At 49.2% G+C, this 24,738-nt stretch carries 21 protein-coding genes; 8 read left to right on the top strand and 13 right to left on the bottom strand.

What is annotated here, in order from left to right:
- Window positions 1-72: 72 nt before the first annotated feature.
- From BW972_RS17430 to BW972_RS17420, 3 genes are read right to left on the bottom strand one after another with little or no spacing between them, the layout of a single operon-like run.
- A complete protein-coding gene (locus tag BW972_RS17430; protein ID WP_076423067.1) occupies window positions 73-1,098 on the bottom strand; it encodes a Gfo/Idh/MocA family protein in 1,026 nt (341 codons plus the stop codon).
- Entirely contained in the window at window positions 1,098-1,670 is a 573-nt protein-coding gene (locus tag BW972_RS17425; protein WP_076423066.1) for an acyltransferase, read from the bottom strand. Before BW972_RS17425 ends, BW972_RS17430 begins: the two co-directional genes overlap by 1 nt.
- Window positions 1,670-2,809 carry a DegT/DnrJ/EryC1/StrS family aminotransferase gene (locus BW972_RS17420; protein WP_076423228.1) on the bottom strand — a complete coding sequence of 380 codons (1,140 nt, stop codon included), beginning with the start codon at window positions 2,807-2,809 and terminating at the stop codon, window positions 1,670-1,672. The genes BW972_RS17425 and BW972_RS17420 overlap by 1 nt, the downstream gene beginning before the upstream one ends.
- 150 nt (window positions 2,810-2,959) lie before the next feature.
- Between BW972_RS17420 and BW972_RS17415 the strand changes: the two genes are divergently transcribed.
- Window positions 2,960-3,877, top strand: a complete 918-nt coding sequence (locus BW972_RS17415) for a chain length determinant protein (RefSeq protein ID WP_076423065.1) — start codon at window positions 2,960-2,962, stop codon at window positions 3,875-3,877.
- 75 nt (window positions 3,878-3,952) lie between these two features.
- Here the strand turns inward: BW972_RS17415 and BW972_RS17410 are convergent, their stop codons facing one another.
- From BW972_RS17410 to BW972_RS17365, 10 genes are all read right to left on the bottom strand, one after another.
- Entirely contained in the window at window positions 3,953-5,503 is a 1,551-nt protein-coding gene (locus BW972_RS17410) for a carbon-nitrogen hydrolase family protein (protein ID WP_076423064.1), read from the bottom strand.
- Between the two features lie 153 nt (window positions 5,504-5,656).
- A complete protein-coding gene (locus BW972_RS17405) occupies window positions 5,657-6,313 on the bottom strand; it encodes a CoA transferase subunit B (RefSeq protein WP_076423063.1) in 657 nt (218 codons plus the stop codon).
- 11 nt (window positions 6,314-6,324) lie between these two features.
- The gene (locus BW972_RS17400; protein WP_007660176.1) at window positions 6,325-7,023 is read right to left on the bottom strand and encodes a CoA transferase subunit A; all 699 of its coding nucleotides are present in this window, start codon (window positions 7,021-7,023) and stop codon (window positions 6,325-6,327) included.
- Between the two features lie 160 nt (window positions 7,024-7,183).
- Complete coding sequence (locus BW972_RS17395; protein WP_076423062.1) at window positions 7,184-9,067, bottom strand: DUF389 domain-containing protein; 1,884 nt, start codon at window positions 9,065-9,067, stop codon at window positions 7,184-7,186.
- A gap of 123 nt (window positions 9,068-9,190) precedes the next feature.
- The gene (locus BW972_RS17390; RefSeq protein ID WP_076423061.1) at window positions 9,191-10,123 is read right to left on the bottom strand and encodes a bifunctional riboflavin kinase/FAD synthetase; all 933 of its coding nucleotides are present in this window, start codon (window positions 10,121-10,123) and stop codon (window positions 9,191-9,193) included.
- Window positions 10,107-10,802, bottom strand: a complete 696-nt coding sequence (truB, locus tag BW972_RS17385) for a tRNA pseudouridine(55) synthase TruB (protein ID WP_076423060.1) — start codon at window positions 10,800-10,802, stop codon at window positions 10,107-10,109. Before truB ends, BW972_RS17390 begins: the two co-directional genes overlap by 17 nt.
- 1 nt (window position 10,803) lies before the next feature.
- Window positions 10,804-11,637, bottom strand: a complete 834-nt coding sequence (locus BW972_RS17380; protein ID WP_076423059.1) for an undecaprenyl-diphosphate phosphatase — start codon at window positions 11,635-11,637, stop codon at window positions 10,804-10,806.
- 4 nt (window positions 11,638-11,641) lie between these two features.
- Window positions 11,642-11,869 carry a DUF3098 domain-containing protein gene (locus BW972_RS17375; RefSeq protein WP_007660172.1) on the bottom strand — a complete coding sequence of 76 codons (228 nt, stop codon included), beginning with the start codon at window positions 11,867-11,869 and terminating at the stop codon, window positions 11,642-11,644.
- A 1-nt stretch (window position 11,870) separates the two neighbouring features.
- Window positions 11,871-12,770, bottom strand: a complete 900-nt coding sequence (locus BW972_RS17370) for a cell division protein FtsX (RefSeq protein ID WP_007660171.1) — start codon at window positions 12,768-12,770, stop codon at window positions 11,871-11,873.
- 92 nt (window positions 12,771-12,862) lie between these two features.
- The gene (locus tag BW972_RS17365) at window positions 12,863-17,440 is read right to left on the bottom strand and encodes a translocation/assembly module TamB domain-containing protein (protein WP_076423058.1); all 4,578 of its coding nucleotides are present in this window, start codon (window positions 17,438-17,440) and stop codon (window positions 12,863-12,865) included.
- Window positions 17,441-17,443: 3 nt separating this feature from the next.
- On the opposite strand from BW972_RS17365, the gene tsaD reads away from it, so the two are divergent.
- The 7 genes from tsaD (at window position 17,444) to BW972_RS17330 (ending at window position 24,738) form a co-directional block, all read left to right on the top strand.
- On the top strand, window positions 17,444-18,451 hold the full coding sequence (tsaD, locus tag BW972_RS17360) for a tRNA (adenosine(37)-N6)-threonylcarbamoyltransferase complex transferase subunit TsaD (RefSeq protein ID WP_076423057.1): 1,008 nt from the start codon (window positions 17,444-17,446) through the stop codon (window positions 18,449-18,451).
- Window positions 18,452-18,750: 299 nt separating this feature from the next.
- Complete coding sequence (locus tag BW972_RS17355; RefSeq protein WP_007654755.1) at window positions 18,751-19,143, top strand: thioesterase family protein; 393 nt, start codon at window positions 18,751-18,753, stop codon at window positions 19,141-19,143.
- 1 nt (window position 19,144) lies between these two features.
- Window positions 19,145-19,618 carry an SsrA-binding protein SmpB gene (smpB, locus tag BW972_RS17350; RefSeq protein ID WP_007654753.1) on the top strand — a complete coding sequence of 158 codons (474 nt, stop codon included), beginning with the start codon at window positions 19,145-19,147 and terminating at the stop codon, window positions 19,616-19,618.
- A 216-nt stretch (window positions 19,619-19,834) separates the two neighbouring features.
- Window positions 19,835-20,611, top strand: a complete 777-nt coding sequence (locus BW972_RS17345) for a C40 family peptidase (protein ID WP_076423056.1) — start codon at window positions 19,835-19,837, stop codon at window positions 20,609-20,611.
- 83 nt (window positions 20,612-20,694) lie between these two features.
- A complete protein-coding gene (locus BW972_RS17340) occupies window positions 20,695-21,201 on the top strand; it encodes an HNH endonuclease (protein WP_076423227.1) in 507 nt (168 codons plus the stop codon).
- Between the two features lie 545 nt (window positions 21,202-21,746).
- The gene (gene rpsA, locus BW972_RS17335; protein WP_076423055.1) at window positions 21,747-23,633 is read left to right on the top strand and encodes a 30S ribosomal protein S1; all 1,887 of its coding nucleotides are present in this window, start codon (window positions 21,747-21,749) and stop codon (window positions 23,631-23,633) included.
- A 121-nt stretch (window positions 23,634-23,754) separates the two neighbouring features.
- Window positions 23,755-24,738, top strand: a complete 984-nt coding sequence (locus tag BW972_RS17330) for a S41 family peptidase (protein WP_076423054.1) — start codon at window positions 23,755-23,757, stop codon at window positions 24,736-24,738.

Genomic DNA, 24,738 nt, shown 5'->3' with positions numbered 1-24,738 from the left:
GCAAACATTAAAACCTGCTATTCGATCTAACCTCCCACTGGAAATGTAGATAATTTAAGAGCGTGTTACTATTCAGTTCTTATTAGATGCGTAAATGCGTTCAATAATTTCGACAACTTTCAGGCCTTCCAGTGCATTAGTAGATATAGTGTTTCTGCCTTTTAAAGTATCTACAACATTCTCAATAACGTAATGGTGGTTCTGAGCGGAACCCTTGTAAGCACCATAATCATTGCCCGGGTTTGTAGGGGCTAATTCTGGCATCTTGTAATCCTTAATATGGCAGTACTCCACTTCGTTCATGTATTGGCCACCAATTTTTACAGAACCATTCTCAGCTATTATAGTCATGCTGCTCTCCAGGTTCTGGTTCCAGACAGATGTAGAATAATTGAGAGTGCCGATACCACCATTTACAAATTCAAAGCTAACAAGCCCTGAGTCTTCAAAGTCTGTCAAGTGGTGGTGGTTAAAGTCGTTAAGCCGGGCATGGATGTTTGTAATATCACCAAATAACCAGTACATAATATCAATAAAGTGAGAGAACTGTGTGAAAAGCGTGCCTCCATCCAAGTCTTTCTTACCATGCCAGCTATCAGGCTTGTAGTAGCGCTCATCCCTGTTCCAGTAGCAGTTCAGCTGCACCATGTAAATTTTGCCCAGCACACCACTTTCAATCAGATCCTTGATCCAGACAGAAGGAGGAGAGTAACGATTTTGCATGACTGCAAATACATGCTTATGCACATGCAGGGCTTTGAAAATAACCTTTTCAGCATCTAGCTTCGTCAGGGCCATTGGCTTCTCCACCACAATATGCTTTCTGGCTTCCAGACACTGCATAGCCTGCTGCGCATGGTAGCCATTAGGCGAGGCAATATTTACAACATCCACTTCAACACCACTCTCTAGAAAAGCCTCTAAAGAAGAGAAAAACGGAATGTCATAGTTCGAAATATTTAGATTTTCTTTCTCTTTGACATCAATGAGTGCTACCAGCTCGCATTCTTCATTTCTGTCGATCATCTCTGCATGACGCTTGCCGATATGACCGCAGCCAACTACTGCAAACTTGATTTTTCTGTCTCTAAAAGGCATTAGCTAAGAAGTGTAACTTGGTTATTCTCTAATTTATATTTTTGACCGCTTTCAGGGCAAATAGCGATACCGCTCGCATCAAACTCTAGTCGGTGACCATAGGTGCTCATCCAACCGATCTGACGGGATGGGTTACCTACAACCAGTGCAAAGGCAGGAACATGCTTCGTAACGACAGCGCCCGCCCCTATAAAGGCGTATTCTCCTATGTTATGGCCGCACACGATCGTCGCATTTGCCCCAATAGTGGCTCCTTTGCCTACATGGGTCTTGGCGTACTGATCGCGACGGTTAACGGCACTGCGTGGGTTAATGACATTGGTAAAAACCATGGAAGGACCCAAAAAAACATCATCATCACAGGTGACACCTGTATAAATGGAGACGTTGTTTTGTACCTTTACATTATCACCCAGCACTACTTCAGGTGAGATCACCACATTCTGGCCGATGTTACATTTCTTGCCAATCTGGCAGTTCGGCATAATGTGTGAAAAGTGCCAGATCTTTGTGCCCTCTCCAATAGTGCAGCCTTCATCGATTACTGCTGTTTCGTGACTGAAATAGTGCATTAATTTAACCCTTTCGTGTGCAAAAAGTCTTTTACATTTTCTACTATGTAGCTTAATTCCTCTTCTGTTTGCTCCGTATGGATAGGCAAAGACAGCACCTGGTCAGCTAGTTGCTCTGACACAGGAAAACTCCCCGTTGCAAAACCGTATTGAGCATAGCCTTTCTGGAGGTGAAGCGGAACAGGGTAGTAAACCATGCTGGGTATACTCTTCTGCTGTAGAAATGCTTTTAGCTCTTCCCTATCAAAACCAATGCACTTTAATGTGTATTGGTGGAAAACATGTGTTGATGACTCCACTCTTACAGGCGTAACAATAGACTTGTAGTGCCCCAGAGCTTTGTCATAATATTCTGCTGAACGGTTTCGATTAGCAGAATACTGATCTAGATGTGGAAGCTTTACACGTAAGATGGCTGCCTGGACCGTATCTAACCTGGAGTTTACGCCAATAATATCGTGGTAATATTTTACGCGCTGCCCATGGTTGGCAATCATTTTAAGCCTGGTAGCTAACTGTTCATCGTTCGTGAACATGGCGCCACCATCTCCATAACATCCCAGATTCTTAGAAGGGAAGAACGAAGTTGTGCCGATATCGCCCATAGTGCCGGCTTTCTTTGTTGTACCGTCTTTAAAGGTATAGACTGCGCCAATTGCCTGGGCTGTATCTTCTATTACATAAAGTCCGTGCTCTCTGGCGATTGCCATGATAGACTCCATGTCAGCACACTGGCCAAACAAATGTACCGGGACAATAGCCTTGGTCTTAGGGGTAATGCTCTCTTTGATTTTGGTGGGGGAAACTAAAAAGTCAGATGGGTTAACGTCAACAAAGACAGGGGTCAGTCCTAATAGGGCAATTACCTCTGCTGTAGCTACATAAGTGAAAGATGGTACAATAACTTCATCACCAGGCACCAAATCCAAAGCCATCATAGCCAGTTGAAGCGCATCTGTGCCGTTAGCACAGGGAACAACGTACGCAACCTTATTATATGCTGCTAATTCCTTAGCAAACTGTGAGACGGCAGGCCCATTAATAAATGCTGATGACTCAATTACATCATTGATTGCGGTGTCTATTTCTGATTTAATGGCATGGTATTGCCCCTTCAGATCAACCATCTGAATGTTCATAAGCAGCAGTAGTTTTAAGTCTGTTTTTAAAAAGCATAGAGTGGCTTTGACTCCATGCAGCGGCACAAAAATAGTGAAATTAATAAAACTCGATATACAAATAAGTGTCATTTAAACTTACGCTTGTATATTTGCCCCAAATTTAATCCCATGCCAGATTACAAAGAGCAAGAAAACAGACCAGTACGAAGGAACACCTCTGATGAAATTGATTTAGTAGTTGTTTTCAATGCTATAGGATCATTTTTCAGGGGAATTAAAAATGGAATAAGCTTCCTGATACAGGCAGCACTTATGAATATTGTGGTGGTTGCTCTTATTGTTGCCGGATTTTTAGGAGTGGCCTATCTTGGCTATGTGACCACCAAGCCATACTATACCTCCTCCATGACTTTGGTCCTGGCTAATATCCGAAACGAGTTTATTGAGGACCAGTTGAACAAACTCTCGGAGATGATCGATGATGACAACTTTGAAGCAGTGGCTGAGCGACTTGATATCACACCGGCTGATGCAAAGGAAATCAGAGAGATGAAATTCTTTAACCTGGATCAGGATAGAATTGATGAAGATAGTGTATTGACAGGTTCTCCGTTTCGTATTGAACTTACAATCTACAGTCCTAACTTGTTTGAGACGCTGGAGCCAGCTATTACCAATTATCTGGAAAATAACAGGTATTTCGCCCGCCAAAAAAGAATCAAGCAAAGGCAGGTTGAAAACATGATCACCAAACTAAAAGGAGAAATATCCTCCATCGATAGCCTGAAGACAAATGTAAGTGAACCCAGAGGACCAGTGAACGGATTTGTATATGGGCAACCAATAGATCCTACCAATCTTTACCGTGAGAGTATCTCAATGTTTAAAGAGCAGGTAAATCTTGAATCAGATTTGGAGAAGCTGGCCAACGTTGAGATTGTGACAGGCTTCATACCTAGGTTAAGGCCTACAGGACCGAGTCTGAGAAAATACCTAGCTATTAGTGGTCTGGTAGGCTTAATACTAGGATTGATTGTTGCCATAAACCTGGAAAATAAAAAACGAAGAAGAGCAGGTATAGCTTAGCTTTACCTTATTACCTAAAAAAGGAGCGGGCTACCAGTATGTTGGTAGCCCGCTCCTTTTTATGCATTAAATAACTTATTCCTCCTGCCGCATTACCCAGCTCAGGTTGTACAGGTCCTTGCGGCGATCCTTGAGGTTACGCACGCTGCCGGCTGTATTCAGGTCCTTGAGCAGGTCCAAGTCCAGGTCAGCAATCAGCGTCATCTCTGTGTTTGGTGTGGCTTCGGCTATCACGGCATCGTGCGGGAAGGCGAAGTCGGAAGGGGAGAACACCGCTGACTGCGAGTACTGGATGTCCATGTTTTCTACCTTCGGCAGGTTGCCCACACTGCCTGTAATGGCTACATAACACTCGTTCTCGATGGCTCTAGCCTGGGCGCAGAGGCGCACACGCAGGTAAGCGTTCTTCGTGTCCGTCCAGAAAGGCACAAAGAGGATCTTCATGTCCATGTCGGACAGCATGCGGGCCAGCTCCGGGAACTCCACGTCGTAGCAGATCAGGATACCGATCTTGCCGATGTCTGTGTCGAAGATCTTGAGTTTGTGGCCACCGCGCATACCCCAGTAATGCGATTCGTCAGGCGTTACGTGTAGCTTGTACTGTTTGTCGTAGGTACCGTCGCGTCGGCAGAGGTAGCTTACGTTGTAAAGCTTGTTGTCGTAGTACTCCGGCATGCTGCCCGCAATGATGTTGATGTTGTAGGAGAGGGCTAGGTGGATCATGCGCTCCCTGATCTCGTCCGTATACTCTGCCATACTACGGATTGCCTCCGATGGAGACTCTTCATTTGTAAGCGCCATCAGCGGGGCATTGAAGAACTCCGGGAATACAACCATGTCGGACTTGTAGGAGCTCACTGTATCCACAAAGAACTCCACTTGCTGCATAAAGTCGTCCAGGTCCTTTACGGCACGCATCTGCCACTGCACAATGCCAATGCGTACGACGGTTTTCTTGCCACCCAGCAACTTCTCTTTTTCTTCGTAGTACACGTTGATCCACTCCAGCAGTGTGGCATAGGCGCGGGAGTCGGTATCATCGGGCAGGTAGCCTTTCAGGATCTTACGGACGTGGAAGTCGTTGCTGAGCTGGAAAGACAGCACCGGGTCCGATAGTTCCTTATTGCGTACCATCTCAATGTACTTGGCGGGAGTGAGCTTATCAGCATAATGCTTGTAGCCAGGTATACGGCCACCGGCAATGATGCCGCGCAGGTTCAGGTTTTCGCAGATCTCCTTGCGGGCATCGTACAAACGACGGCCCAGTCGCAGGTTGCGGTACTCCGGATCTACGAACACATCGATGCCGTAGAGGGTATCTCCTTCTGGGTCGTGCGATTTGAAAGTGCCCCTGTCGACGATCTGCTCATAGGTATGTTTGTCGCCATACACGGCATAGTCCACAATCAAGCTAAGGGCTACGGCCACTACTCTGCCTTTGTCCTCGATACAAATCTGTCCTTCCGGAAATTTTTTGAGGAGGTTGGAGAATTCCTTTCTGGTCCAGGCTCCGTCTATGTTGGAGTAGACCATGTCCATGATCTCTTTTACTTCTTTGTAATCTTTGAGCTCCAGCTGGCGCAGTAATAGCCTGTGCTCAGAATTCGCTTCTATCTTTTCACTCATATATATTTGTGGTTGCTTGCCTCAGGTATACGTGAAGCGAGTATAGTTTTGATATGATATTTTGCCAGCACCTTGCAAAAAGCCTGGATGCTGCAAAGTTAAAAAGAAAAAGCGCAGCTTTAAACTGCGCTTTTCCAGGTATAGCTGTTTCTGTTAGAGTTGAACCTCAGGTATATCGCCTTCAACAATAAGACGACCCTCTGTTGCTTGCTGGATCTCCTCCACACTCACACCCGGAGCACGCTCCAGCAGTTTGAATCCTTCTCCTGTTACCTCCAGCACGGCCAGATCCGTTACGATCTTCTTGATGCACTTCACGCCTGTGATCGGCAGGGTGCATTCCTTCAGAAGTTTAGAGGAGCCGTCGCGGGCGGTGTGCTGCATGGCCACGATGATGTTTTTGGCAGAGGCCACCAGATCCATTGCGCCACCCATGCCCTTCACCATCTTGCCCGGTATTTTCCAGTTGGCAATGTCACCTGTCTCCGACACTTCCATAGCACCGAGGATGGTCAGGTCCACATGCTCACCACGTATCATACCGAAGCTCTCAGCAGAGCTGAAGATAGAGGAGCCCGGCAGCGTGGTGATGGTCTGCTTACCCGCATTGATTAGGTCGGCGTCTACTTTGTCTTCGGTAGGGAAGGGGCCCATGCCCAGCAGCCCGTTCTCCGACTGCAGCACCACCTCCACACCCTCCGGTATGTAGTTAGCCACCAGGGTAGGTATACCAATGCCCAGGTTCACGTACATCCCGTTCTTTACTTCTTTTGCGATTCGTTTCGCTATCTGATTTTTGTCTAAAGCCATTTGTTTGTCGGTTAAGCGGTTCTAACTGTGCGCTGTTCAATACGCTTCTCGTACTTCTCGCCCTGGAAAATGCGCTGTACATAAATACCTGGCGTATGGATCATGTTCGGGTCCAACTCACCGGCCGGCACCAGCTCTTCTACCTCCGCCACCGTGATCTTGCCGGCTGCGGCCATCATAGGATTGAAGTTACGGGCAGTGCCTTTGTAGATCAGGTTGCCGGCTGTGTCGCCTTTCCAGGCTTTCACAAACGAAAAATCTGCTTTCAGCCATTCTTCCATCAGGTACATTTTGCCGTTGAACTCACGACTTTCCTTGCCTTCGCCCACTTCAGTGCCGTAGCCGGCAGGGGTAAAAAAGGCAGGTATACCAGCACCACCGGCACGGATACGCTCTGCCAGCGTACCTTGCGGAATCAACTCTACTTCCAGTTCACCGCTAAGCAACTGGCGCTCAAACTCCGCGTTTTCGCCCACATAACTCGAGATCATCTTTTTCACCTGGCGCTGCTGCAGGAGCAGGCCAATGCCAAAGTCGTCTACACCGGCATTGTTTGAAATACAGGTCAGGTCTTTCACGCCCAGGCGCAGCAACTCCTGAATGGCATTCTCGGGGATGCCGCACAGGCCAAAGCCGCCCAGCATCAGGGTCATGCCGTCCTGCACACCCTGCAGGGCTTCCTGTGCATTCTTTACAGTTTTATTTATCATCGTTAGAAGGTATGCTTATGTGCCAGTCCGGCAGGTATAGCCAGCGCCGACAGCCATTGAACTTAGATTTTATCCGATAGAAAGTTAGATAGAAAAAAGGCCATATACAATTGGAGCCCTTGCGTTTTTAGGTGAAATCCGTCCCAGCTCAGGTGAGGAGTTATTTTTTCACCACGATCAATGCCTCCAGCTGTACTTCTGTTCCTATCTCACTGGAGATGGCTGATTTCACACGATCCAGATCCTCGTTGTCAATTGGTTTCTCGGATACTAGCGTCACACTTAATGTCATAGGATTACTGCGAACCACAGATACCTGCTTGACAGTAATGTCGTCTACGGTAAAGTTGCTGAGTGAACGGATCACCTTATGATCGCGGATCATGGTAAATGAGCCATAGCCGAGCGGCATACTCACGATCACCACCACCAACAGCGATACCAGAAGTCCCTTCTTGGCCAAATGCAGGGGACTGAAGCCTAATAGCATAAATGTGAAAGAACCGGCCAGCACAATGCCTGCCAGGTTGGTCATGAGCAGGAGCAGCGCCCCGATGAAGGCGTCCCAGTCAGCCCAGCCGATGCCAATGCCTGACACAGCCAGGGGAGGAACAAGCGCAACTGCAATCGCCACGCCTGCCAGTGTCTTGGCCACCTCTTCTCGGGCGTGTGCATAAGCACCCGCTATACCTGACACGATCGCCACACCCAGGTCCAGGAGGTTAGGACGTATGCGGGCGGTGATCTCGTCGTTCATAGCCTGCAGGGGACTGAGCCAGGTCAGCAGTATGGCAGCAACATAGCCCAGCAGCAAGCCATAGCCGATTGTCTTCATGCTTTGGAGTGTTAGTTTGCGGTCTTGCCGCAGCACACCCATGGAGAGCGATATGATCGGGGACATCAGGGGAGCCAGGATCATGGCACCAATGATAACAGGGGTGGAGTTGGCAAATAAACCGAAAGTGGCCAGCATCGTGGAGAGTACCATCAGGGTAAGGTAGGCGCTGGATGGCCTCGCATTTTCCCTGAGTACGGTGAACAACCCCTTGAACTCATGCGTGGAGGCATGGAATACCCACGGCAATGATTCTGCCGCAAATTCCTTCAGGAAGGACTCCCCTTGCGGCAGTGTGCCTACTTTAAACTTCTCCTCAGCGTCACTTTTTTTATTATCAACCACCAGGTAGCGCCCGGGTATGATGGTGAGTTTATCGGCGCTCACATGCAACTCTATCTCCCTGGAGCTCATTAGCTTGTTATCCTGGGAGAAGTCCATCGGAATTTCGCTGCTGATCACCACAGACCGTGTTTTGATGTGTCCGATAAACGAGGGCATCCGCTGGCTGCCGTTCTGACCGAAAGCAGACGAAACCGAGAATCTGACCAGTTCCATGATGCTGCGCGGTGCCAGTATAAGCACATGCAAGCGCCCATCGTTGATAAAAGAGTCTTTCAGCAGAATACGTGACACCAGTGAGCTTTTGCCGTGCAGCACAGATATAATACCCAAGGCAGCTGTTTTGATGGGCGGCTTGTTGCCAGTCGTGATGGTAAATGGCCGTGGTTTGAGCAGTTCCGGGTGGCGGAAGATAGTCTTTACCTTGTCCATGCGCGACAAAATAGGGTTGCGCGACACATTGGCCGACATTAGGCTTAGGCTGTTGCCGATCACCACGGTGTTGAACACGGGCTTGTCATTACAGATCAGTAGGTCGGCGTTTATACCTTTGTCTCTTTGGCGAATATCCACGATCGCCTCTAGCAGGTCACCCGATATGCCATACCCTTGACGCGCCTCTTTCATGTCGGGGTGGGGCAGAAAGCCGAGCGTCCACTTCTCCCGCAGAGCAGCTGGCACTACTTCGGAAAGCTGTTCGTCGTTGAGGTAAGTGACCACACAGCAGGCATGTGATATGGGCAGCCGGGAGACTTCGTTGTGCTGAAAAGGCTGTACCTGAGAAATCTGGTCCCCGAATACAGGTATGATTTGATCCTGTACTACATGTTCCTGTGCCGGGTCGTAAAGAAGGGTAATGTGCTCCATCCAAATTCTGCCTAAAAAAGCTATCTGAATTTCGGACCTATACCTGAATCTGTAGAGTCCGAAATCGTTTAGATTACTCTTTTAAGGGATGGATTGTTTAGCTGATTATGAATTGACTATACCTTACTGCGCTCCCAGCACACGCATAGTATCTTCTTTGTCTTTGGCTAACTGTGCCTTAAGGGCTTCAAGTCCTTCAAATTTCTTTTCCTGGCGCAGCATTTCCACAAACTCAACCGTCAGGGTATGGCCATAGAGGTTGCCTTCATAGTTGATCAGGTGTACTTCCAGCGTGAGGTGAGATCCGTCTACGGTCGGACGTACGCCGATGTTCATCATACCGGGCAGGCGCTGTCCGTCGTGCTTTACCCAAACTGCATACACGCCATGGGCAGGTATAAGCTTGTGCGAAGCGGGCAGGGCCAGGTTGGCAGTCGGGAAGCCAATGGTGCGCCCCAGTTTGTTGCCTTCCACCACAGTAGAGGTGAGGCTGTAGGTATGGCCCAGGTAGCGGTTGGCCGTAGGTATATCGCCTGATTCGATCGCTTTGCGTATTTTGGTGGAGCTTACGCCTATGTCGTCCACATCCTGACGCGGAATTTCTTCTACCTCGAAACCATATTGGGCTGAACGGGCCTTCAGGTGCTCAAAGCTGCCTTCACGGTTTTTCCCGAAACGGTGATCGTAACCGATGACGAGTACTTTAGTATGAATTGCTTTCACGAGCACATCCTCTATAAAAGAGCGGGAGCTCAGGCGTGAAAATTCTTTGGTAAAAGGTATGATCAGCAGATAGTCGATTCCGAAACTGCGCAATTGCTCTATACGCTCCTCAATAGTGGCGAGCAGCCTGAGGTCGTTGTCCTCTGGAAAGAGCACCAGGCGTGGGTGCGGCCAGTAGGTGATCACTACACTCTGACCCTCTGACTGGCGGGCACGCTCCTTCACACGTTGCAGAATCTTCTGATGGCCCACATGCACGCCATCGAAGGTACCGCTGGTGACCACCGGGAAACTCAGTTTAGGAAAATCAGCTATATTACGAATTACTTCCATTCGCTTCGAGTTGGGCTCTTCTGATCTCCTGAATATCTTCAATCGTGAGGGCATCCTCTAACTTGTACTCTCCGATACGAGTGCGTACCAGGGCAGACAGGTGCGCGCCTACTCCTAACTTCTGTCCCAGGTCGTGGGCCAGGCTGCGAATGTAGGTGCCTTTGCTGCAAATCACTTTAAAGTAAACTACAGCTCCTTCTATGTTCGTGATGTCAAACGCCTTGATGGTAACAGTGCGAGGCTTCATCTCGGCCTCCTTACCTTTGCGGGCCAGGTCATAGGCACGCCTACCGTCTATCATCACTGCCGAGTAAATAGGAGGAATCTGCTCGATGGTGCCTACAAAACTACTGGCAGCAGCTTGTATGTCCTCTGGTGTCAGGTGACTGATGTCCTTGCTCTCGCTTACAGGCGTTTCCAGGTCGTAGGAGGGAGTGGTCTGGCCCAGTGTGATGGTGCCGGTGTATTCTTTCTCCTGCGCTTGAATTTCGTCAATACGTTTGGTGAATTTGCCGGTGCACAGGATCAGCAGTCCTGATGCCAGCGGATCAAGGGTGCCGGCATGGCCGATCTTCTTTACACGCAGGGTATTGCGCACTTTTTTCACCACGTCAAACGACGTCCAGGTAAGCGGTTTATCCAGGAGCAGTATCTCGCCTGCTTCAAAGTTGTAGTTCATGTTATACTCTTAAGTCAACACCCATGGCCAGCAGCGCCAGCAAGGCTATACCTAGTGCTATACGGTAATACCCGAACATCTTGAAGCCATACTTGGTCAGGAAGTTGATGAAGAACCTGATCGCGATCATAGCCACTATAAAAGCAACCACATTGCCGATAAGCAACAGGCGCAGGTCATCGGCTGTGATGACGTCGAAGCTGTTTCTGATTTTTACGAGGTCGAAGGTCACGATGTCTGATATCTCAAGCTTGAGCAGGTCCTTAACCAGCTTATAACCCGCCGCCGCCAGCATAGTAGGTACCGCCAGAAAGAAGGAGAATTCAGCTGCTGCCTTGCGGTTGATGCCTTGGGTAAGGCCACCGATAATAGAAGCTGCAGAGCGCGAAACACCCGGAATCATAGCAATGCACTGAAAGAAACCGATAACAAGTGCATTCTTATAGGTGATCTTGTTTTCCTGGGCATGGGCGAACCACTTGTCCACGAACAGCAGCACCACACCGCCAGCTACCAGCATCACAGCCGTGATAAACACACTGCCCAGCATGGCGTCGATTACGTCGTTGAGCAGGAAGCCAATGACTGCCGCAGGTATAAAGGCAAATATCAGCTTCTGATAAAACTCAAAACTGTTGAGAAAGCGCTTCCAGTAAAGCACTACTACCGACAGGATAGCACCAAACTGAATGTTCACGGCAAATATCTTGGTGATCGGAAGCTCGTTTATACCCATCAGGGCCGAAGCGATGATCATGTGACCTGTAGAGGATACAGGCAAAAATTCGGTAAGTCCTTCAACTATGGCTAAAATGATAGCCTGCCATTCACTCATCTAACTACTCTTCTGTGTTTTCGTGTGTTCTATCTTTTACCATGATCGCAAACAGCTCGATCACAAAGCCGGCCATGACCACGATCGGGCCCAATGTGATGCCCATAAAACCGAGGCCATACTGCTCATCATCGAGTGTCATGATGATAAAACCTATTGCCAGCACGGCAATGCCCACCAGCATCAGGATGTAGTTCTTTCTGCCAAAGGCAAGCTTGTTCTTATTTTCCATATTAATATAGTTCGTCAAGTGAAAGGCGCAGGTACTTGCGTACAGCGCGGTAAGAGCTCATAAATCCAATCACGGCACCCAGAACAATCAGGGCGATCATGAGCATGTACATTTGCTCTTCGTCCTTGAGCAGGCTCAGCTCTGTAATCTCGCGGTAGGCGTACTGCATCAGCGCAAAAAGCAAAACAGAGGCAATAATACCACTTATGATGCCCTGAAATGCGGCGCGGTTAAGAAAAGGTCGCTGAATAAAGAAAGAGGTAGCACCTACCAACTGCATACTCCGGATCAGGAATCGCTGGGAGTACAGGGCAAGCTTGATGGTGTTGTTGATCAGGATAATCACCACCAGCACCAGTATACCTGCAAAAGCGATTAGCAGAATGCTGATTTTTTGGATGTTGCTGTTGATCGACTCGATCAGGCTCTCCACATATTGCACTTCATACACTCCCTCTATACCTTCGATGTCGTTTTTTATACCTTTGAGTTGGGCTGAACTGGAGCTTTCGGCATTTATCCGGAGCACATAGGTGTCACGAAGCGGGTTATCTCCCAGAAAGGCCATGAAGTCTTCACCGGTCTCCTCCAGAAATGCCTTGGCGCCCTCTTCTTTTGAAAGGAATCGTACCTGGGCCGTATCACCCTTATAAGCCACATACTCTTTGGCGGATAATGTCTTCTGCAAGCGGTCCAGCTGTACCTGCGTCAGATCACGATCCAGGTACACCTGCATCTCAATGCTTTCCTTCACAATGTCGGAGAGCTTGCCAGCATGGATCAGCAGCATGCCGAACAGGCCAATTACAAACAGAGCCAGGGAGATGGAGAACACCACCATGGCATGCGGGTAATTACCGAGCTTCTTCTTCTTGACTGTCTTGGGGGTAGTTGTTGCCATACGATACGCTTCCGTGCAAAAATAGAAATATTATTTAAATATGAGGTGCTTCCGGCCAGCTAATGCAAAAAGCCCGGCTGGTGTTCCGGGCTTTACAGATTCATGCGTGGGTCGGAGTCGAGGATGATGGGGGTTTCCCGCTGCTCGCGTCGGCGCTCTCGGCGTGCATCCCGATCCCGGCCAAAGAGCTCCCGCAAATTGTCGAAGCGCTTCGTGTGCAGTAAACTCAAACGTTGCGTATTCGAAACCCGGGTACGATAGTTTTCGGGCAAGGTGTTATACTCCAGTCGGGCCCTCAACTCACCGCTCTGTGTAATATAGTACTCGATGGACCAGTTCCCCTGATACGAGCTTCGGTTGTTACCACCAGCCTGCTCGGACTGTGCGGCTGCGCCTATACCTGTCTGGCTGCTTACCCGCAGGCGCCCCTGAAAGAAGGTATAGCTCAGGCGCAGCTGCAAAGTGGAGAGCGCATCCTGACTCACATCACCCAGGCCGATATCTACCTCCAGGTTGCTGTCTATGGAGTTGAGCAGGCCGCTAAGCTGCCCTGTGAGTAAACTTCCCAAACTGCCGCCCACCGCTGAAACGCCAGCATTGTCAAAAGAGGCAAACATGCCAATAGGAGCCAGCCTGCGCAGTACAAGTAAGCTGAACACCTGTCTGTTCAATTCATTTTCATCGTTGCGGATAGCGGCTATAATCGGATCAAGCTGCAGGCGGGCATTGGCTGGCATACTCTCAAAGTCCAGCCCCAGCTGAATTTCGGGAGTCAGTATAGGGCCTTTCAGATCAACAATTGCCGTTACCGGGTAGCGACCTTGCGGAGCGGAGGTTAAGTCGCTTTCGCCCCGGGTGGTCATAATATCGGCTAAGGATGCGCTTTGAGTATAGGTGGCACGCAGGTCCATGATGCCTTCCAGCGGGTCGCCGTTCCAGGACAGCGTACCACCAGGCGTCACCCGGAATTCACGTGATACCACACCTTCTAGTAGGTTAAGATTATAGGCGCCGTTCGCGATCTCAAAGTTGCCATACATGTTAAACTCGCCCCGGGTGTCTATCGTCATCTGAATCTGGCCGCTGCCCGAGCCCCGGATCACGTCACCTGTTTGCCGGTCGATGATGATCTCAAAATAAGCATCGTCGGTCACGTCCAGGTCAAAATTCATGTTGATGCCCGACAGGTCCACTTTCTGTTCTTCCACGGCCACTGCTACACCGGTAGAGTCGCTGATGTTGCGATTGACGAAGCGGATAAAGTCTTTGCGGGCCAGGTCGGTCTGATTGTCAAGTGGTACCACTATACGGGTGTTGGCGTCGCTTCGGGCGTTCACGTCTATTTTGAGGTTGTCCACCGGACCGAGCACACTGGCCGTACCGGTGCCGAAGGCGGTTCCATAATAGAGTTCGTTCTGCTCGTAGGTCGTGTTCAGAATCATCAAGTTCCGGAAACGGGCGTTCAGGTCGAGCACCATGTTCTGGAAGCCATCGTGGGCGATACCACCCGTCACAGTGCCCACATTACCATAAAGGTCACGCAGCTGCGCATTGCGGAAGCTGATGCTATTGGCCCCGAAGTAGACCCGGTCGGAGAAGCGGTAGGTGGTGCCAAGGTAATCGAAGCGGAACTGTCCGCCAGTGACCATCACAGAGCCTGTCAGGATCGGCGCCGACAACCTGCCAAGCACCCGGATGCGCCCCTCCATGGTCCCCTCCAGCTGCGACATGATCGGTTTCAGGATCGGCTCCACAATCTTGAGCTGGGTCTCGTCCAGTACGGCCAGCATGTCCAGCTGCTCTTCTTCAGCCCGGGGATAATAATTGCCTGTAAGAGTCAGTACCTTTTTGTTGTTCCTTTCAACATCTACATCCACCACCATCTGTTGCTGGGCATTGTTCCAGTCGCCTTTTCCCCGGATGTCGCCGATCAGCACATTGTCGAGGTAGAACGAGTCGACGCGCATGCCTGCGTTCAGCAGGGCATTGTTGTAAATGTCTTGTGCCGTCAGTTCAGCATTAAGTGTGCCCCTGATCTGCTCGGGCATGAGCGGGTTAAGGTTGCGGAGGTCAAAATTTTTGATGCTGGCCACCAGCGTACTACCTGGGTCCTGACCAATGGCGCCGTCTACCCGAATAATCTGGTCCTGGTTAGATAATATCAGTTCTTCAAAATCAAATCGCTTCCCGTTTTCACTGATGTATACCATGCTGCCCGGTTGAAAGGCCCATGGCGTCTCGCGAAGGGTAATATTGGATCTGCCAAATACAACTTGCAGGCGGTCCTGAAGGAAATTGACGTCGCCGACCACGGTTGCCTGGTTGTTAAAAGCGGGTTGCAGCAGGTTGGTATAAAAGCCGATCGTACGCTCACTCCAGATCGCTTCCAGCAGTAGGCGCTCTGTTTCACCCACGGAAGGAAGTACCTGCTTTTCGGAGGTAAACTGGGCACTGGCCAGCACATCCGGACTGTTTTGCAGCTTGGAAGTGCTAAGCTCTATGTCATTCTGGTATAGCGTTACATCATCATACAGGATCGTGTCTATCTGTGCATAGGATGTCAGGATGACTGTATTGCCATGTCGGAAAGTACCCTCCAGCTTTGAAAAGTCAGAAACTGTGAGCTCCGGCACAAATAAGTGTATAAGCGGATTGACCCGCCGCAGGTATAGGTCATAATCAAGACTGTACTCTGGACGGTTAGAGGAACGCTTACGGCTATAATAAGCGGCTGTGGCGGCATCGTTACTCTCAAAATTAAGCTGATACTCCTGCACCAGCTGCTTCAGGTCGTCAATCAGCACAGAGTAGTCGAAGTCACCGCTCACCCGCAAGGCCAGTGGAGTAGAGCGAAGCGTGAGACTCCGTATACCCTCACCGATACGTGACTGCACCCGGATCGTGTCGAGGGCGACACGCTGGCCTTCGTAAGTGACGGCGGCACTGTCAAAAAAAGCGGTGCCTTCAAAGTCATCAAGCCGGAGGCCGCGGAAATTGAGGTCGGCATTGGCCTGTACGATCACCGACTTATCTGAAATGCGCAGCGCTTTCAGGTCGGCTTTGTCCAGATCAGCCCTCAGGTTGAAAGCCTGGTTGTTATTTGCCAGGTTCACTTCACCATTGGCCGTAAAGACGAGGTTCGGGTCAGCAATGGCAAAACGCCCCTCATAACGCTGGCGGCTCAGAGTGCCGTCCGTGCGGATGTTGCGGTAGTTATAATCAAGCAGGTGAAGCTGGGCAATATCTGCGTTGATCTCCATGCGGGCGTCTTCCAGTGTAAAGCCGGATCCGACTACACGACCATCCATGGTGATCGTTTTGATAACGTCCGCATTGCCTATCAGGCGACCGATGTTGAAATTCTGTGTTTTGAGTCGACCACGGTAAGAGGAGGCATTGTTGCTCCGGTTTATCTTCATGTTGATGTCGGACTGCACATTGCCCAGCGCCGTAGCAAAACTGCCATTGGCCACGAAGTCATTGTAGAAACCCAGGAAGCGCCCGTCGATCTTCACTGTGCCTAATCGTGAGGCGATGGTATAGGCATCAGCAGGCAAAAACTGCTTGATGTCATCGGCATTGAGCGTAGAAGGCTGCAGGCGGATGTTGGCAAAGGTCTCACCCCAGTTAGGCAGGCCATCCACGTTCATGGTGCCTACAATGTGGGTGTTCTGTCCATACTTTATATCCAGGTTGGTCGCCACGAACTCCGCTACACGACCTTCAAACTCCCCCGATGCGATGTAGGCATTCTCATCGTAGTCTTTGATCTGTGGGGCAAAGAGGGCAATATCACGAGAATATACCCGTGAGTCCTTCACGCGGGCCGTCATTGTCACGCTATCGATAAAATCGGAGAAGTTGCCAAAGCGGTTATAGTCGAAGCGGATGTATTCCTGCACGTTGCTTTCGTTTACCCGCAGGTCGAGCTCGTCCCATTCCCAGAAAGTGGAAGCATAAGTCATCAACACATCGAGGTTGTGTAGCTGTATGCCGGACGGACGTTCGAAGGCAGTCAAATCCGTTACCCGAACCTTGAGCGTATCACCGGGCTCAAACTCCGTAAAGCGTGCCGAGATGCTGTCTATGCCCAGGTGAAAGTAGTCGATGCCGTAGTCAGTGCGGGGGCGGTTGAAGTCGTCGTAGGTAAAGGCGCCGTTTTTGATGATCAGTTCATCGATCGAGAACTCGAAAGGTTGGGAAGCCTTGGTCGTGTCTTTGGTGATCAGATTGCCGAGGGACGTGATGAAAGTGGACAGATTGAGGGAGTCGGTGCCCTCGTACTGCACCAGGTTGGCCCGGGGCTCCTGCAACTCCAGGGTGGCTATACCAAGAGTATTTGGCTGGAAGATAGAGAACAGGCTGATGTCCGCCTTGGCCCGACCTACGTAAAACAGTTCCTCACCCCGGTAATCGAGCACTTTCACCTGCTCCAGGATCACGTTGCTGAAAAACTCAATATCCACACGCCCGATCGTCACCTCGTGGTCGATGGTGCGGGAGATGTACTCGGCTGCTTTCTGAGCAACTTTGGTTTGCACACCCGGGTAGCGAATAGCCACAAAAACAACCGCAAATACAACCAAAAGCAACAGGATTAAGGCCAAAACTATTTTTAGAATGGCTTTTCCTATAACTTTGAAGTAATTTATGGACTGTTCTTTTTCCAAAAGATGACTGAACCTACAATATTAGCAATTGAATCTTCGTGCGACGAAACCTCTGCTGCGGTTATACGTGGTGGCAAGGTTTTGTCAAATGTTATTGCTACTCAGGCTGTTCACGAAAAATACGGCGGTGTTGTGCCGGAGCTTGCGTCGCGAGCACACCAACAGAACATTATTCCGGTTGTACAGCAGGCCTTGAGTACAGCAAATGTAAACAAAACTGACTTAAATGCAGTGGCTTTTACCCGCGGCCCGGGCTTGCTGGGTGCTTTACTGGTAGGCAGCTCTTTTGCCAAGTCGTTTGCGCTGGGCCTCAACATTCCGCTTATTGATGTAAACCACATGCAGGCACACATCCTGGCGCACTTTATCGATGACCCAAAACCCAACTTTCCGTTCCTTTGCCTGACTGTGAGCGGCGGCCACACCCAGGTTGTGCTCGTAAAAGACCACCTGGACATGGAGATCATAGGCCAGACCACGGACGACGCTGTAGGGGAGGCCTTTGACAAGACCGCTAAAATGCTTGGCCTGCCATACCCTGGCGGACCCATGCTTGACAAGACAGCGGCACAGGGTAACCCAAAGGCCTTCGAGTTCCCGGTAGGCAACATGCCCGGCTACGACTTTTCGTTCAGCGGTATCAAGACCTCGGTGCTCTACTTCCTTAAAGATAAAACGAAAGACAACCCGAACTTCGTACAGGAGAACCTGGCTGATATTTGCGCCAGCGTACAGTATACTCTGATCAAGACCCTGCTGAAGAAAGTGGTGCTGGCTGCAAAGGACCTGGGCATAAAAGAAGTAGCGATCGCCGGTGGCGTGTCTGCCAACTCAGGGCTTCGCCAGGCCCTGCAGGACTACGCCAAAAAGTACGACTGGAACGTATATATCCCGGCTTTTCAGTATTGTACCGATAATGCAGGTATGATTGCTATAACAGCTCATTATCAATATCTTAAAGGCGACTTTGCGGACCAGTACGTGAGCCCGGAACCGAGGATGAAGTTTTAGGGAGTTTAAGAGTTTGAGAGTTTGAGAGTTGAGGAGGTGTTACTTGTAGAGACAGGTCGCGACTTATCCAAGTCTCGCACTGGTATAGCTTGTCAGGATCAGGATTTTCAGGATTAAAGAGGGGCCATATTCCCACGGATTTACAGGGCTCTTAGATTTACAGAATTGATATAGAAGAACAACCGTTTGAGGGAATCCTGTTAATCCTTTCATCCTGAAAATCCTGATTCAGACAACACTCAACCATCAACCATTTAACAATCACTCATTCACTAACTCACTCAATCACTCAATCAAAAATGAAAAACCCCTTCCAAACCGGCGATAGCAAGGTATACCGCAAAACGGTAACAGAGGCGGACTTTGCCCGTTTTGATGATGGGCTGGTGCATGCAGTTTGCAGCACCTTTTCGCTGGCGCAGGCGGCTGAGTGGGCAGGGCGCTTGTTTGTGTTGGAGATGAAAGGAGAGGATGAAGAAGGGATAGGTACATTTCTGACTATCAATCATAAAAGTCCGGCTTTCGAGGGCGAAGTAATAGAGATAGTCGCTCACCTGAGATCGCAGGAAGGTAACAATGTGATTTGTAGCTTTGAGGCCCGGGTGGGGGACAGGCTGGTGGCAGATGGGGAGACCGGGCAGAAGATTTTAAAGAAAGAGAAACTGGCCAGGGTGCTGGCTCCAATAAATTAGCATGACGAAAGCAAAAGATAAAGACAGAATCAAGAAGCACGTCAACATCCAGAATCGCAGAGCTTCTTTTGAGTTCCAGTTCCTGGACAAGTACACAGCTGGTATCATACTCAAAGGAACAGAGATCAAATCGATCCGGGAGGGCAAGGTGAACCTGCAGGACGGTTACTGTGTGCTGCATAATGGCGAGCTGTACCTGCACAACGTGCACATCTCCACCTATACCGAGGGTACGCACTACAACCACGAACCCATGCGGGTACGCAAGCTGCTTGTCAACAAGAGCGAGCTAAAGCGACTGGAGAAGGGTGTGCAGGAGCAGGGGGTGACGATTATCCCTACCCGGATGTTCATCAGCGAGCGCGGCTTTGCTAAAGTAGAGGTTGCACTGGCACGCGGTAAGAAGCTGCACGACAAGCGGGAAGACATCAAAGCAAAGGATATAAAACGCGAACTTGACCGAAGCGGGTTTTAAGGGATTTAGTGATTAAGTGCGTTAGTGAATGAGCGATTATTTGCGTTTGAGGTAAGGTGTAAGTGGAAGCGCACTGCATGTTTTTATACGTGAAGGGAGTTTACTCACATCCTCAAACCGGGAGATACATTGACATATTCACCATCGAATCGCAGTAAATCACTTAATCACTATTGCAAAAATCACTAACTCACTCACTCAATTACTAACTCAAAAATGGACTACGGAATATGCATGCTCAGTCTGGTGCCGATGCGCGCTGAGCCATCTGATAAAGCGGAAATGGTGACCCAGGTACTCTTTGGGGAGTGTCTGGAGGTGCTCAGCAAGCAAGGAAACTGGGTGCAGGTGAAGCTGGCTTCGGATGGATATACCGGATGGATCGATCTTAAGCAGTATATGCCTGTGTCAGCGGGTTATTACCAGGAGTGGCAGGCAGCGCAGCATCCGCGTGCGCTCGATATCGTGCAGGTGGTGAGCAGTGCTGATATGCGTATTCCGGTAGGTATAGGGGCTTACCTGCCCTTTTTTGACGGCATGAGCCTGCGTATTGATGGCCAAAGCTATCAGTACAGCGGACGAGCCACGAACCCTGCCGTGCCGGTTACAACGGTTCAGCTTGCCAAATTGGCCATGGGCTTCCTGAAAGCGCCCTATCTGTGGGGTGGTAAGTCTATGTTCGGGATCGACTGTTCGGGCTTTACGCAGCAGGTATACGGCCTTTGTGGTTATCAATTGCCCCGTGACGCAAGTCAGCAGGTGGCAGTAGGAGATGAAGTGCACTTTGCTACGCAGACTCAACCAGGCGATCTGGCTTATTTCGCCAACGAAGAAGGTCGTATTACGCATGTGGGCATCATGCTGGAAGGGCAGCAGATCATGCATGCCCATGGCGAGATCCGAATTGACACCCTCGACCACAATGGCATTTACAATGCCGAGCGCAAGCGCTACTCCCATAAACTACGTATCATCAAGCGCATTTTTTCCTGATTCTCAGCATTTTTCTTTGAACTTAGGCTATAACGAGTTGGTTAATTCTCGTAGAAGCTATAGCAAAAGTTCAAAGAATGGCCATGAGAGACAAAGTGCTGATATTGAACCAGGACTTCAGCGCAATCGCCGTCTGCACGGTGACCAAGGCTTTTTTGCTTGTCTATCTCGAAAAAGCAGAGCTTATTTCCAAAGCCAATGGCGCTGTTTTGCGCACGGTCAGCACTTCTTATCCTGTTCCTTCTGTTATCCGGCTGCAGCGCTACGTTAAGGTGCCATACTACGGTATAGCCCTCAGCAGGCACAATGTGCTGCGTCGCGACAACTTCCTTTGCCAGTACTGCGGTACTTCCCGTAACCTGACCCTGGACCACCTCTTGCCACGCTCCAGGGGAGGAGAGACCAGCTGGCAGAATATCGTCACGGCCTGTTCCAGGTGTAATTCCCGCAAAGGCGACCGAACCCCCGAAGAAGCCGGCCTCAAGCTATACCGTCACCCCTCCCGACCCTCTCTCTATACCTTCCTGCAACAGCACCTGAACGACTTTAATGAGGACTGGCAGATCTACCTGAAAATAGCCAAGAAGTAGTAATATATGGTTGCTAATATATTTAGTTTACAATTGGTAAGTTATTATTTATCAGGTCGTGCTGTGATGATGTCTGTATGATAAGTTGAAGTTGATAAATTGTGCTGCATGCTTCTGCTTGATCAGGATGATTTTCCCTCTGGAATAATGGGGCTTCCGGCTGTTTTTACTGTTCTGTATACCTGCCAAGAAGGAAGTACTAAGATAGCCTATACCTGCAGCTAAGTCATCGTATGTCTTGGTTTAGTTAAATTGACAAAAGAGCGGAATGGCTGGAAAGCTGATAAGGGGAATGGCTATACCTGCTGTTGCGGCGGGTAGGTAATGAGGTTGATGACTAGATATGTGCCTTCTGTATCAGGTACTTATACCTGTTATTTCTTTTGCGAAATCTCTTCTATATACTAGCATTATTTCTAAGTATTCCTTACTTTTGCCCCTTCATTCGAGTGAATGGCTCCGGCACCGCGTTCGGAGAAATGTAAAACCAAACCAAACCGGCCTATTGCTCTAAGTCGGTGGCTTCTCCAGAGCAGTAAAACATTATGAGTAATTCTCCAGAAAATTTCGATTGGGACAAGTTTGAGTCTCAAGGTTTCGGTGGCGGCTACAGCAAAGAAGAGCGCGCTGAAATGGAAAAAATGTATGACGACACCCTGACTACCGTACAGGAGCAGGAGGTTGTTAAAGGAATCGTGGTAGGTATCACTGATCGTGACGTGATCCTGAACATCGGTTTCAAATCTGACGGCCTGGTGCCAGTTTCAGAATTCAGAGATCTTCCTGAACTGAAAGTTGGTGACGAGGTTGAAGTATTCATCGAAGACCAGGAAGACCCGAACGGTCAGCTGATCCTTTCCCGCAAGAAAGCGAAGATTGTATCTGCCTGGGCTAAGATCTATGACGCACTTGAGAACGACAACGTTCTGGAGGGTGTAGTGAAGAGAAGAACCAAAGGTGGTCTGATCATGGACCTCTACGGTGTTGAAGCCTTCTTGCCAGGTTCTCAGATCGACGTGAAGCCGATCCGTGACTTCGACGTGTTCGTTGGTAAGAAGATGGAAGTGAAAGTTGTGAAAATCAACGCCGCTTTCGACAACGTGGTTGTATCTCACAAAGTGCTTATCGAGAAAGACCTGGAGCAACAGCGTGCCGCTATCCTGAACAACCTGGAGAAAGGTCAGGTTCTGGAAGGCGTTATCAAGAACATGACAAACTTCGGTGTGTTCATCGACCTTGGTGGCGTAGACGGTCTGCTTCACATCACAGATATCTCTTGGGGACGTATTAACCACCCAGAAGAAGTATTGAACCTTGACCAGAAGGTGAACGTGGTAGTGCTTGACTTCGACGATGACAAGAAGCGTATCTCTCTTGGCATGAAGCAGCTTACTCCGCACCCATGGGATGCTCTGCCAGCTGAAATTGAAGTTGGTTCAAGAGTTAAAGGCAAGATCGTTAACGTGGCTGACTACGGCGCATTCCTTGAGCTGATGCCAGGCGTTGAAGGTCTGATCCACGTTTCTGAAATGTCATGGTCACAGCACCTGCGCAACCCACAAGACTTCATTAAGCAAGGCGACGAGGTTGAAGCAGTTGTATTGACACTTGACCGCGAAGAGCGCAAAATGTCTCTTGGTATCAAGCAGCTTACTGAAGATCCATGGACTAAGGAGGATGTTATCACGAAATATGCAGTTGGCACCAAGCACACTGGCGTAGTTCGTAACCTGACTAACTTCGGTCTGTTCCTGGAGCTGGAAGAAGGCGTAGACGGTCTGGTACACGTATCTGACCTGTCCTGGACTAAGAAGATCAAGCACCCATCTGAGTTCGTGAAAGTTGGTGAGAACCTTGACGTAGTTGTTCTGGAGCTGGACGTAGCTAACAGAAGACTTGCTCTTGGTCACAAGCAGTTGGAGGAGAACCCTTGGGATACGTTCGAGTCTGTATTCAACGTAGGTTCAGTACACAAAGCTACTGTACTTGAGAAATCAGACAGAGGCGCTACACTGGAGCTGCCATACGGCATCGAAGGTTTCTCATTCCCTAAAGGTCTGCAGAAAGAAGACGGTTCTCAGGTAGAAGCAGGTGAAAGCCTTGACTTCCGTGTAACTGAATTCTCTAAGGACGACCGTAAGATCATCCTGTCGCACACTGCTACTTACTCTGAGGCTGACAACGCACGTATCGCGAAGGCCACTAAGAAAGCTGCACCTGCTGCCGGCGGTGAGAAGAAGGAGAAAGCTCCAAAAGTTCAGAAAGAAGCTGAGAACAAGTCTACCCTGGGTGACCTGGACGCACTTTCTGCCCTGAAAGAGCAGATGCTGGAGAATGAAAAAGAAGCTGGCGTTAAAAAGTTAGAAGCTGCTGCCGCTAAAAAGGCAAAAGGTTCTGACGACGAGTCTGCTGAAGAAGAGAACAACGCTTAGTACTAAGCTTGTCCTATAATGAAAGGCCCCGGAGAGATCCGGGGCCTTTTTGTTTTATCAAGAAATTCTAATATATTGAAATACTAATTAAGGATATCACAAAAACGTACTAACTCCCGCCATGCGACTTCACCGGATTCTGATCATTCTCCTGTCTCTCAGTTTATTCGCTTGTAAGAAAGAAGAGGATGTTTTTGTCAGAAAAGATATCCCTCAACTACATGTAGAGGAAATCATTAATTTAGTTAAAAGAGAAGCAGTTTACCGGCATCAAATAGATTGGGTGGATTTTGAACGCCGGGTCAAAGAGAAGGCGAAGGACGCTACGACGATAGAAGAAACGTATCCTGCCATTGAGCTTGCTTTAACTTTACTTCAGGAATCTCATAGTGTTTATGTAAGTACTACCGGGAAACAAATTTATACTCCGGGAAAGGGGTGCAAGAGAACTTATCCCACGGCAGTACCAGAAGATGAGGAAATCGGGTACCTTAAAATTGACAGCTTTGCAGGAACTAATGAGTCGATGGTAATGGCCTATGCTACAGCTGCTCACGAAATTATTGAGGCCGCCGACAAAAGAGAATTGAAAGGATGGATAGTGGACTTGAGAGGTAATAACGGTGGTAACATGGCTCCAATGATGTTAGGAGTAGGACCAGTATTAGGATCAGGCATAGCGGGGTATTTTATCGATACATACGATGTGCGTAAGTGCTGGAGATATGATGAAAGTATAGGCAGACTCTCCGTTTGTTCGGTTGGCAACAGTCCTGGAGGGATGGTGTACATGGATAAGTCTTATAGTTTAAAAAAACCTAATCCTAAAGTGGCTGTACTGGTTGATGGGGCTGTAGCTAGTTCGGGTGAGATAGTATTTATATCTTTTATAGGAAGACCTAATGCCCGCAGCTTTGGAAGTCCGAGTTGTGGTGCGTCTACTGAATTGAAAGGGTATCGATTGTCGGACGGTTCAACATTAAATTTAGCCCGGGCATTATTCGCTGATCGAAATCAGACCACATACGGTAAGCAGGTATACCCAGACGAGACTTTACCAGATGATGAGGCTGTTCGACGTGCTATCGAGTGGCTTAAAGAATAA

The sequence above is a fragment of the Pontibacter lucknowensis genome (assembly GCF_900156415.1).
GTDB lineage: Bacteria > Bacteroidota > Bacteroidia > Cytophagales > Hymenobacteraceae > Pontibacter > Pontibacter lucknowensis.
The sequence above is the reverse complement of the archived record's forward strand: the minus strand, read 5'-3'. Positions and strand labels throughout refer to the sequence as shown.

Coding starts and splice junctions, on each gene's coding strand:
- BW972_RS17430 (WP_076423067.1), bottom strand. CDS start 1,098: ATGCCTTTTAGAGACAGAAAAATCAAGTTTGCAGTAGTTGGCTGCGGT.
- BW972_RS17425 (WP_076423066.1), bottom strand. CDS start 1,670: ATGCACTATTTCAGTCACGAAACAGCAGTAATCGATGAAGGCTGCACT.
- BW972_RS17420 (WP_076423228.1), bottom strand. CDS start 2,809: ATGAACATTCAGATGGTTGATCTGAAGGGGCAATACCATGCCATTAAA.
- BW972_RS17415 (WP_076423065.1), top strand. CDS start 2,960: ATGCCAGATTACAAAGAGCAAGAAAACAGACCAGTACGAAGGAACACC.
- BW972_RS17410 (WP_076423064.1), bottom strand. CDS start 5,503: ATGAGTGAAAAGATAGAAGCGAATTCTGAGCACAGGCTATTACTGCGC.
- BW972_RS17405 (WP_076423063.1), bottom strand. CDS start 6,313: ATGGCTTTAGACAAAAATCAGATAGCGAAACGAATCGCAAAAGAAGTA.
- BW972_RS17400 (WP_007660176.1), bottom strand. CDS start 7,023: ATGATAAATAAAACTGTAAAGAATGCACAGGAAGCCCTGCAGGGTGTG.
- BW972_RS17395 (WP_076423062.1), bottom strand. CDS start 9,067: ATGGAGCACATTACCCTTCTTTACGACCCGGCACAGGAACATGTAGTA.
- BW972_RS17390 (WP_076423061.1), bottom strand. CDS start 10,123: ATGGAAGTAATTCGTAATATAGCTGATTTTCCTAAACTGAGTTTCCCG.
- truB (WP_076423060.1), bottom strand. CDS start 10,802: ATGAACTACAACTTTGAAGCAGGCGAGATACTGCTCCTGGATAAACCG.
- BW972_RS17380 (WP_076423059.1), bottom strand. CDS start 11,637: ATGAGTGAATGGCAGGCTATCATTTTAGCCATAGTTGAAGGACTTACC.
- BW972_RS17375 (WP_007660172.1), bottom strand. CDS start 11,869: ATGGAAAATAAGAACAAGCTTGCCTTTGGCAGAAAGAACTACATCCTG.
- BW972_RS17370 (WP_007660171.1), bottom strand. CDS start 12,770: ATGGCAACAACTACCCCCAAGACAGTCAAGAAGAAGAAGCTCGGTAAT.
- tsaD (WP_076423057.1), top strand. CDS start 17,444: ATGACTGAACCTACAATATTAGCAATTGAATCTTCGTGCGACGAAACC.
- BW972_RS17355 (WP_007654755.1), top strand. CDS start 18,751: ATGAAAAACCCCTTCCAAACCGGCGATAGCAAGGTATACCGCAAAACG.
- smpB (WP_007654753.1), top strand. CDS start 19,145: ATGACGAAAGCAAAAGATAAAGACAGAATCAAGAAGCACGTCAACATC.
- BW972_RS17345 (WP_076423056.1), top strand. CDS start 19,835: ATGGACTACGGAATATGCATGCTCAGTCTGGTGCCGATGCGCGCTGAG.
- BW972_RS17340 (WP_076423227.1), top strand. CDS start 20,695: ATGAGAGACAAAGTGCTGATATTGAACCAGGACTTCAGCGCAATCGCC.
- rpsA (WP_076423055.1), top strand. CDS start 21,747: ATGAGTAATTCTCCAGAAAATTTCGATTGGGACAAGTTTGAGTCTCAA.
- BW972_RS17330 (WP_076423054.1), top strand. CDS start 23,755: ATGCGACTTCACCGGATTCTGATCATTCTCCTGTCTCTCAGTTTATTC.